5 protein-coding genes are annotated in these 10,221 nt (G+C 74.3%); 1 reads left to right on the top strand and 4 read right to left on the bottom strand.

The genetic code is table 11. The annotated features are described in order from the left end of the window. Positions 1-4,546, top strand: a 4,546-nt coding sequence (locus IF61_RS0127535) for a type I polyketide synthase (protein WP_043191014.1), incomplete at its 5' end; no start/stop codon positions are given. Between the two features lie 88 nt (positions 4,547-4,634). On the opposite strand, the gene IF61_RS0127530 is transcribed toward IF61_RS0127535, so the two are convergent. The 4 genes from IF61_RS0127530 to IF61_RS0127515 form a co-directional block, all read right to left on the bottom strand. Further along, entirely contained in the window at positions 4,635-5,492 is an 858-nt protein-coding gene (locus IF61_RS0127530; RefSeq protein WP_030369237.1) for an ABC transporter permease, read from the bottom strand. Positions 5,493-5,520: 28 nt separating this feature from the next. After that, entirely contained in the window at positions 5,521-6,504 is a 984-nt protein-coding gene (locus IF61_RS0127525; RefSeq protein ID WP_043190977.1) for a daunorubicin resistance protein DrrA family ABC transporter ATP-binding protein, read from the bottom strand. Between the two features lie 88 nt (positions 6,505-6,592). After that, positions 6,593-9,898, bottom strand: a complete 3,306-nt coding sequence (locus IF61_RS0127520; protein ID WP_245684644.1) for a type I polyketide synthase — start codon at positions 9,896-9,898, stop codon at positions 6,593-6,595. Between the two features lie 69 nt (positions 9,899-9,967). After that, positions 9,968-10,162 carry a ferredoxin gene (locus IF61_RS0127515; protein ID WP_030369234.1) on the bottom strand — a complete coding sequence of 65 codons (195 nt, stop codon included), beginning with the start codon at positions 10,160-10,162 and terminating at the stop codon, positions 9,968-9,970. Positions 10,163-10,221 lie beyond the last annotated feature (59 nt).

Genomic DNA, 10,221 nt, shown 5'->3' with positions numbered 1-10,221 from the left:
GCTGGCGCTGGCGGGTGGTGTGACGGTGATGTCGACGCCGACGACGTTCGTGGAGTTCTCGCGGCAGCGGGGATTGTCGGCGGACGGCCGGTGCAAGGCCTTCGCCGATGCGGCCGACGGGGTCGGCTGGGGTGAAGGCGTGGGCATGCTGGTGCTGGAGCGGCTGTCGGACGCGCGCCGGAACGGTCACCGCGTCCTGGCGACGGTACGTGGCAGCGCCGTGAACCAGGACGGCGCGTCGAACGGCCTCACGGCCCCCAACGGCCCGTCGCAGCAGCGGGTGATCCGCCAGGCCCTGGCGAACGCGGGCATCTCCCCGGATCAGGTCGCCGCGGTGGAGGCGCACGGTACGGGTACGACACTCGGCGACCCGATCGAGGCTCAGGCCCTTCTCGCCACGTACGGGCAGGGCCGCCCGGAGGGCCGGCCGCTGCTGCTCGGGTCCGTCAAGTCGAACATCGGTCACGCGCAGGCCGCCGCCGGTGTCGCCGGCGTGATCAAGATGGTCATGGCGATGCACCACGGCGAGCTGCCGCGCACCCTGCACGTCGACGCGCCGTCGTCGCACGTGGACTGGTCGGCCGGCGCCGTCGAGCTGCTGACCGAGCAGACCGCCTGGCCTGAGGGCGACGGTCCGCGGCGTGCGGGCGTCTCCTCCTTCGGGATCAGCGGCACGAACGCACACGTGATCCTGGAACGGCCGGAACCCGAGCCCGTTCCCGAGCCGGCCCGGGAACGGGTGGAGGACGCGGACACCGAAAGGCTCGTACCGTTCGTGGTGTCCGGCAAGTCCGCACCCGCGGTGCGCGCCCAGGCGGCCAGGCTGCTGTCCCGCATCGGGGGCGACCCCGGACCGAGGCTGCTGGACGTGGCGTACTCGCTGGCCACGAGCCGCTCGGGCTTCCCGCATCGCGCGGTGGTGTGGAGTGCGGACCGCGATGCCCTGGCACGGGCCCTCTCGGAGCTCGCGGCCGGGGAAACCGGCCCGGAGGTGGCCGCGGGCTCGGTTCGCTCCGGCAAGTCGGCGTTCCTGTTCCCGGGCCAGGGTTCGCAACGGCTCGGGATGGGCCGCGAGCTGTATGCCCGGTATCCGCTCTTCGCGGAAGCCTTCGACGCGGTGTGCGCGGGGCTGGACGAGCACCTGGACCGCCCCCTGCGGGGCGTGGTCTGGGGCGACGACGCCGGCCTGCTGCATCAGACGGCCTACGCGCAGGCGGGCCTGTTCGCGATCGAGGTGGCGCTCTTCCGGCTGATGGAGTCCTGGGGCGTACGACCGGACTTCGTCGCAGGTCACTCCATCGGTGAGGTCGCCGCCGCGCATGTGGCCGGTGTGTTCTCGCTGGCGGACGCCTGCGCGCTGGTGGCGGCCCGTGGCCGGCTCATGCAAGCCCTGCCCGCCGGTGGTGCGATGGCCGCGGTGCAGGCGACGGAGGAGGAGGTCCTGCCGCACCTGACCGAGGGCGTCGCGATCGCGGCGGTCAACGGCCCGGCGTCGGTCGTCGTCTCCGGCGCCGAGGAGGCCGTCGAGGCGCTCCGGGCGCGCTTCGGGAACGAGGGGCGCAAGACCAGCCGGCTGCGGGTGTCGCACGCGTTCCATTCGCCGCTGATGGACCCGATGCTGGCGGACTTCCGTGAGGTGGTGGCGAGGCTGTCGTTCGGTGCGCCGACGCTGCCCGTCGTATCCAACCTCACGGGTCGGCCCGCCGGGCCCGGGCAGCTGGCCTCCGCCGACTACTGGGTCAGCCACGTGCGTGAGGCGGTGCGCTTCGCGGACGGCGTGCGTGCCCTGCACGCGGAGGGCGTGACGCGGTTCCTGGAGCTCGGCCCGGACGGCGTCCTGTCGGCCATGGCCCAGGAGTCACTGCCCGAAGAGACCGTCCTCGTTCCCGCCCTGCGCCGTAACCGGGACGAAGAGACGGCCGTGACGGGAGCCCTGGCGCGGTTGTATGTCCAGCATCCGTGGCTGGCGGATCATGTGGTGATGGGTTCTGTGCTGGTGCCGGGTACGGCGCTGGTGGAGGTGGTGCTGCGTGCTGCTGATGAGGTCGGCTGCGATCTGCTGGAGGAGCTGACGCTCGCCGCGCCTCTCGTGCTGCCTGCTTCGGGTGCTGGTGTGCAGGTGCAGGTGTGGGTGGGTGAGCCGGACGATTCCGGTCGCCGTTCGGTGGCGGTGCATTCACGTGAGGGCGAGGAGTCGTGGACGCTGCACGCGAGCGGTGTGGTGACCACAGGCGCGGAACCGCCGGCGTTCGACACGTCCGAATGGCCTCCGCAGGGAGCCCTGCCTCTCGACGTGGAGAGCGGCTACGAGCAGTTCGCGGCTGCCGGGTTCGCGTACGGCCCGGCGTTCCAGGGCCTCCGGGCGGCCTGGACGGCCGGCGACGACGTCTACGCCGAGGTGCGGCTGCCGGAAGGAACCGACGGCGCCGCCTATGGCCTGCATCCGGCGCTCTTCGACGCGACGTTGCACGCTTCGGCGTTCGCCGCGGGAGCCGGTGAAGGAAGCGTCCCGTTCTCGTGGAGCGGCGTGTCGCTGCACGCTTCCGGCGCCTCACAAGTGCGGGTGCGTCTGCGGCCCGTCGAAGGCGGCGTGTCGATCGCGATGGCCGACCCGGCCGGTGCGCCGGTGGCTTCGGTGGAGTCGCTGACCGTCCGCCCGGTCTCCGCCGGGCAGCTGCGGACCGGGGACCGCGACTCCCTGTTCACGCTCGACTGGGTTCCTGTCGCCCTCACGGACGAACGCGTCGGGCTCGGCACCGGGCCGGACGGCGCGCCCTTCCGGGCGTACGCCGATCTGGAAGCCCTGGCCGGGGAAGCGATTCCCCGGGCGATACTGGTCGAGCCGGCCGCCTTCAAAAGCGCCGGCACGGCGGAGACCGTTCACGCCGCGTGCGCCCGGGCGCTGGAGCTGGTGCGGTCGTGGCTGGCCGACGACCGGTTCGCGGACGCGCGCCTGGTGTTCGTGACCCGGGGTGCGGCTTCGGGTGAGGATCTCGCCGGTGCCGCCGTGTGGGGACTGGTCCGCTCCGCGCAGTCGGAGAATCCGGGGCGTTTCGTCCTGGTGGACCTGGACGGTGACGCCGGCGCCGACGCGACCGTGCTGCCGCAGGCGCTCGCGACGGACGAGCCTCAGCTGCTGGTCCGGGAGGGCAAGGTGCTCGCCGCGCGCCTCGCCCGGGTGCAGGAGCGCAACACGGCCGACGCCGCGTGGGACACGACCGGCACGGTTCTGATCACCGGCGGTACGGGCGGCCTGGGACGCGCGGTGGCACGACACCTGGCGGCCGCGCACGAGGTACGGAGCCTGCTGCTGGTCAGCCGCCGCGGTCCGGCCGCCGAGGGCGCGGCGGAGCTCGTGACCGAGCTCGCGGAGCACGGGGCGGACGCGATCGTCGAGGCGTGCGACGTGACCGACGGCGCGGCCGTGGCCGGGCTCGTGGCCCGGCACTCCGTCCGTGCCGTCGTGCACACCGCCGGTGTCCTCGACGACGCCACCATCACGTCCCTGACCCCGGACCGGCTGGCCGCTGTCCTGCGGCCGAAGGTGGATGCCGCGTGGAACCTGCACGAGGCCACCAAGGACCTGGACCTCGGCGCCTTCGTGGTCTTCTCCTCCGTCGCGGGCACCTTCGGCAGTGCGGGCCAGGCCAACTACGCGGCCGGCAACGCCTTCCTGGACGCCCTCGCTCACCACCGCCGGACGCAAGGTCTTCCGGCCGCGTCGCTCGCATGGGGGCCGTGGTCGCAGGACAGCGGCATGACGGGCACCCTCGCCGAGGCTGATCTTGAGCGCATGGCCCGCTCCGGAATGCCCCCGCTCTCCGCGGAGGACGGCGTGGCGCTCTTCGACGCCGCACTCGGCACCACCGCGTCGGCCGTCCTCCCCGTCCGCCTGGACCTCACCGCCCTCCGCGCACAGGGCGAACCCCTGCCCCTCCTGCGCGGCCTGATCCGGGCACCGGGGCGGCGTACCGCGGCGGCCGCTACGGGCGGCGGGGCCGCCGGCCTGGCCCAGCGGCTGGCCGGGCTGTCCGCCGCGGAGGCGCGCGACGTCGTGCTGGAGACCGTACGCGGTGAGGCCGCCGCCGTACTGGGCCACGAAGGAGCCGCGCAGGTCGATGCGGAGCAGGCGTTCCAGGACCTCGGCTTCGACTCCCTCACCGCGATCGAGCTCCGCAACAGGCTGAGCGCCCTCACCGGTGTCCGGCTGCCGGCGACCCTGCTCTTCGACTACCCGACGCCTGTCGAGCTCGTCGGCCGTCTCCACGCCCTGCTCGCGCCCGGGGAACTCTTTGGCCCGGAGGCGCTCCTGGACGAACTCGGCAGGCTGGAGAAGGCGTTCGGCGGGCTGGACGTCACGGAGGAGGTGCACGAGCAGATAGCCGGCCGCCTTGAGGTCCTCAAGGCGAAGTGGGACGCCCTGCGGGGTGCCGCCGCGGAAGCCGGCCGCGAGGGATCCGGGGAGGACGAGGAGGGCTTCGACTTCGAGTCCGCCTCCGACGAGGAGGTCTTCGACCTCCTCGACAACGAGCTCGGCCTTTCCTGACGGCCCGGCCCGGCACCACGAAGCGGCCCGTACCAGGTGATCCTGGTGCGGGCCGCTTCGTCGTACGCGGAGGGGGAGCGGCCCCGGCTCACAGCGGCCGGCGGAGGCCCACCACTGCGAACACCCCGCCGACGACGGCGATGCCGGCGCTGATGAGCACGGCGGGTACCGCGGCCCCGGCGCCCGGCAGGTCGAGCGCGAGGGCGCGCGCCGTGTCGATCGCGTACGTCAGCGGGTTGACCTTGGCGATCACGCGCAGCCACTCGGGCAGGTCGCTGACCGGGATGTAGGCGCTCGACGCGAACATCAGGGGGATGAGCGCGATGACCGAGAGGTTCTGCATGGGCTCCGCCCGGCGCAGCCACGTGGCCGCGGCGATGAACGCCCAGCCCAGGGTCCAGGTGATGAAGACCGCCAGCCCGGCCGAGGCGAGGAGCTGCCCCGCGCCGCCCTTGGGGGAGTAGCCGAGGACGACGACGGCCAGCACGATGACGACCGCGATCTGGATCGCGGCACGGACCAGGTTCGCCAGGCTCCGGGCGACGAGCAGCGAAGCGGGGTGGATGGGCAGGGACCGCAGCCGGGCGACCATGCCGTTCTTGAGGTCGTCCACCACGCCGATCCCGGACTGGACGGCGGACTGCACCGCGTTGTCCACCAGGACCGCAGGCATGACGAAGTCGAGGTAGCTGACCCCCGCGGGGAAGTGGGCCGACTTGCCCATCCCGGTGAAGACCTGGGTCAGCACGAACAGGATGATCACCGGTTGGAACAGGCCGAAGGCGAGCACCCCGGGGTCGCTCACCAGCGCCCGCAGCGAGCGGCCGGTGAGCACCCGGATCTGAGTGGCGGTCGAGCTGCCGTTCCAGACGGCCGCCGCCGGCCCCGGGGCGGGATCCGGGACCGGCGGCGCCGGGTTCGGTGTGCCGATGGATGGTGTGGTCATGGAGTCTCCACGATCTGTGCGAAGAGGTTCATGAGGCGGCGCCGGCGGAGCGCCCGGCCAGGGCGAGGTAGACGTCGTCGAGGCTCGGCTCGCGGAACGACAGTGCCGTGGCCCCGATGCCCGCCCGGTCGAGGGCCCGGATCACCTGCGCGATGTCCTTCGACGCCTCGACGGCGACGGCGACGGTGCCGTTCTCCCGGTCCGGCACCGGTTCCAGGCCCGCCTGCCGCAGGGCGGCGCAGGTCACGGCCGGGCCGGCCGCGGAGTCCGGGGTCACCGTCACCGTGCACGTGCCCACCTGGGCCTTGAGTTCGGCGGCGGTGCCGCTCGCGATCACCGCGCCGGCCGAGAGGACGGTGATGGAGTCCGCGAGCCGGTCCGCCTCGTCGAGGTACTGGGTGGTGAGCAGGACCGTGGTGCCCCCGGCCACCAGGTCCTCCACGATCTCCCAAAGATTCAGCCGGCTCGACGGGTCCAGGCCCGTGGTCGGCTCGTCGAGGAAGATGACGTCCGGGTGGCCGACCAGGGACGCGGCCAGGTCCAGCCGCCGGCGCAGCCCGCCCGAGTACGTTCCCGGCCGGCGCGACGCGAAGCCCTGGAGGCCGAACAGCTCCAGCAGTTCGTCGGCCCTCACCCGGGCCGACCTGCGGTCCGCGCCGAGGAGGCGGGCCAGCAGGACGAGGTTGTCCCGCCCCGAGAGCTGGGGGTCGACCGACGCGAACTGGCCGGTGAGACCAATGCGTTTGCGTACTTCGCGCGGTGCGCGCGTGACGTCGAAGCCGGCGACCGCCGCCCGTCCCGAGCTGGGCGGCAGGGCGGCGGTGAGCACGTTGACGAGCGTGGTCTTGCCCGCGCCGTTGTGCCCGAGCAGGCCCAGTACCGTGCCGCGGCGCGCCGAGAGGCTCACCGAGTCCAGGGCCCGCAGCGAACCGAAGGCCCTGCTGACGCCGTCCGCCTCGATCATGATGTCCCCGGCAGTCCGGGCGGCGGTGGGCGAAGTGGGTCCGCTCATGGCTGATCTCCCGCGGATGAGTGTTCCGAGTGCCGCGCGGGAGGGGATCCCGGCGGCCGTCCTGTGGGGCCGCCCCCACCCGGGCGTGTCATCCCGCCCCGTCCAGCAGGTCGAACAGTTCCTCGTCGCTGGCCGCGGACAGGTCGAGCGCGCCGGCCGGGGACGCGCCGGGTGCGCCGGCCGAAGGCGCCTCGGCCCGGCACCGGGCCGCCACCGCCCTGAGCCGTGCCGCCGTGTCCGTGGAGACCGCCGCGCCGTCCGTGAGAAGGGCCTCCAGCTCGGCCACGACGGTGGCCGTGTCACGGACGGCGGCCGGCACCGTGAGCCTGCCGCGCACGAAGCGGACGACGGCGTCGGGCGTGGGGTGGTCGTACACGAGCGTGACCGGGAGGCGCGTGCCCGTGGCGGCGACGAGCCGGTTGCGCAGCTCCAGCGCGCTCACCGAGGTGACCCCCATGTCCAGGAACGCCCGGTCGCCCTCGTCGCTCCGCAGCTCCGGGATGCCCAGGGCGGCCGAGACCTCGGCGAGGACCGTGGCCAGCACGAGCGCGTCCTGCGCGGGGCCGTCGAGGCCGGACAGCCGGTCGGCCAGGCTCGGCGGTTCGTCGTCGCCCGCGGTCCCTTCCCCGGCGCCCGCCGTGCGGCCGCCGACGGTCCCGGCGTCCGCGGAAGCCGCCCAGAACCGCCGCCGCTGGAAGGCGTAGGTCGGCAGGGGAACGGACCGCGCCCCGGGCAGGACCGCGTGCCAGTCCACGGGAACGCCGTGGGCGTGCATCCGGGCGACGGCCGTGAGCAGGGCCTGCCGCTCGCCCTCCCCGGCGCGCAGGGTCGGCACGATGGCGGCACCGTAGCCGGTGCCGGCGGGGTCCAGGCACTCGTCGACCATCGGCGTCAGCACCGGATGGGGGCCCAGCTCCAGGAATCCGGTGACGCGTTCGTCCCGGAGCCGGTCGACCGCGTCCTTGAAGCGCACGCAGTCCCGCAGGTGCCGCACCCAGTGGCCGGGATCGTGGGCGTCCTCGGCGGTCAGGAGCCTGCCGGTGACGGTCGAGACGACGGGAAGGGCGGGTGTGGAGTAGGACAGCGTCCGGGCGACCGCGCCGAACTCCTCCAGGACGGGGTCCATGAGCGGCGAGTGGGCGGCGCCGTTCACCGCGACCCGCCGGGTCTTATGGCCGGCGGCGTTGAGCCGGTCCGTGAGCGCGGCCAGCGCGGCGTCGGCGCCCGAAAGGACGAGCGAGTGCGGCCCGTTCACGGAGGCGATCGCCGCAGCGTCCCCCCACTCGGCGAGCAACGGTTCCACTTCGCTCTCGGAGATCCGGGCCGCCACCATCGACCCGCCGGGAAGGGAATCCATCAGCCTGCCCCGGGCGGCCACCAGGGTGCAGGCGTCCTCAAGACCGAGCCCGCCCGCCAAGTGAACGGCGGTGGTCTCGCCGGCCGAGTGTCCCGCCAGGCGGTCCGGGACCACGCCCCAGGACTCGAAGAGCCGGTACAGGGCGACCTGGAGGGCGAACAGCGCGGGCTGGGCGTAGACGGCGTCGTCGAGCAGGGCCGCCTCCTCGGAGTCCGGATCCGCCCACATCACCGACGTGAGCGGCCGGTCCAGCAGGGTGTCCATGACGGCGCACACCTCGCGCAGCGCGGCCGCGAACACGGGGAACGTCCCGGCCGCCTCGCGGCCCATTCCGGGCCGCTGGCCGCCCTGCCCGGGGAAGACGACGGCCAGGCCGCCCGGTGAGGAGTCCTCGACGGTGACCCGGGAGGCCCGCCTGCCGGTCGCGAGTTCCTCCGTCGCGGCCAGGAGTTCCGCGCGGCCCGAGCCGCTGATGACGGCCCGGTGCCGGTGCAGGGCGCGGGTGGTGGCCAGGGAATGGGCGACGTCCTGGGCGGACAGCCCCAGGTCGGCCGCCACCCGCTCGGCCAGGCGCCGCGCCTGTGCGCGGAGCGCCGCCCGGCTGCGGGCGGACAGGATCCAGGGCGCTGCCGCGTCACCGGCCGGTTCCTGGACCTCGGTGCGGGCCGTGCCGGTGGCCCCGGCCGCGCTGCCCGTGCCGTCACCGGCCGGCGCTTCCTCCAGGATCACATGGGCGTTGGTGCCGGTGAGCCCGAAGGAGGACACCCCGGCCCGGCGCGTCCGTCCGCTCTCCCGCGGCCAGGGCCGGGCCTCGGTCAGCACCCGCAGCGAGCCGTCGGACCGCTCCGCCCGGGACGGCGGCTCGTCGGCGTGCAGGGTCCTGGGCAGCAGGCCACGGTGCATCGCGAGCACCGTCTTGATGACCCCGACGACACCCGCGGCCGCCTGCGTGTGCCCGAGGTTGGACTTCACCGACCCCAGCCACAGCGGCCGTTCCGCGGGGCGCCCCTCGCCGTACGCGGCCAGGAGGGCCCGGACCTCGACGGCGTCGCCGAGCGGTGTGCCGGTGCCGTGGCCCTCCACGGCGTCGATGTCCCGCGGTGCCAGCCGGGCGTCCGCCAGGGCCTGCCGGATGACGCGCTGCTGTGCGGTGCCGCTCGGTGCCGTGAACCCGTCGGAGGCGCCGTCCTGGTTGACGGCGGAGCCGCGTACCAGCGCCAGGACGCGGTGCCCGTTGCGCCGGGCGTCGCCGAGCCGCTCCAGCAGGAGCAGCCCCGCCCCCTCGGACCAGGCCGAGCCGTCGGCGGCGTCCGCGTAGGCCCTGGAGCGGGAGCCCGGGGACAGCACCCGCAGCCGGGAGAGCCGGGTGAAGGGCGCGGGGGAGGCCATGACGGCGACGCCGCCGGCCAGCGCGAGCGTGGACTCGCCCGACCGCAGGGACCGGCAGGCCAGGTGCAGGGCGACGAGGGAGGACGAGGAGTCGGTGTCCACCGTGAGCGCGGGCCCCTCCAGCCCGTAGGCGTGGGCGAGGCGCCCGGAGACCGCGCTCCCGGCGGTCCCGGTGGCCAGCAGGCTCTCCAGCCGGCCGTCGTTCACGGACGAGCCGGTGGCGTAGCCGCCGTGCGTCGCACCGGTGAACACGCCGGTGCGGGTGCCCTTCAGGGCCGCCGGGTCGATGCCCGCCCGTTCGAAGGTCTCCCAGGCGGCTTCGAGGAGCAGGCGCTGCTGGGGGTCGGTCGCCGTCGCCTCCAGGTCGGAGAAGCCGAAGAAGCCCGCGTCGAAGTGGCCCGCGTCGTGCAGGAAACCGCCTTCGCGCGCGTACGTGGTGCCGGGGCGGTCGGGGTCGTCGTCGAAGAGCCGGCCGAGGTCCCAGCCGCGGTCCTCCGGGAAGCCGGACATCGCGTGGGCCTCGTCGGAGAGCAGCTGCCACAGGGCCTCGGGGGAGTGGGCCCCGCCCGGCAGCCGGCAGGCCATGCCGATGACGGCCACGGGCTCGGGGGACGGATCGTTCGCGTAGTCATCTGTCTGGGCGGGCACGTTCACTCCCGGATGCGAGTGCTTTCGTCGGTTGGGGGACGCGGCAGGCCGGTCGCCCGGGCGCGGGCGTCAGTCCTCGTGCACGGTGATGGCCCGGGACGGGCAGAGGCCGGCCGCCAGCCGGACCCCGGCCTCCTCGTCGGCGCCGGGCTCGGCGAGCAGCAGGGTGACCAGCCCGTCGTCGTCCTGGTCGAAGGCCCGCGGGGCGTTCAGTACGCACTGGCCCGCTCCCACGCAGCGGCCGGTGTCGGCGGTGATACGCATGTCGGTGTCTCTCCTGCGGTGGATTCGGGTCCGCCGGGCGGCCGGTGGCGCGCCCGGCG

It is taken from the genome of Streptomyces roseoverticillatus (assembly GCF_000719265.1).
Lineage (GTDB): Bacteria > Actinomycetota > Actinomycetes > Streptomycetales > Streptomycetaceae > Streptomyces > Streptomyces roseoverticillatus.
Note: the sequence above shows the minus strand (reverse complement) of the source record. Positions and strands in the feature narration are given on the sequence as shown.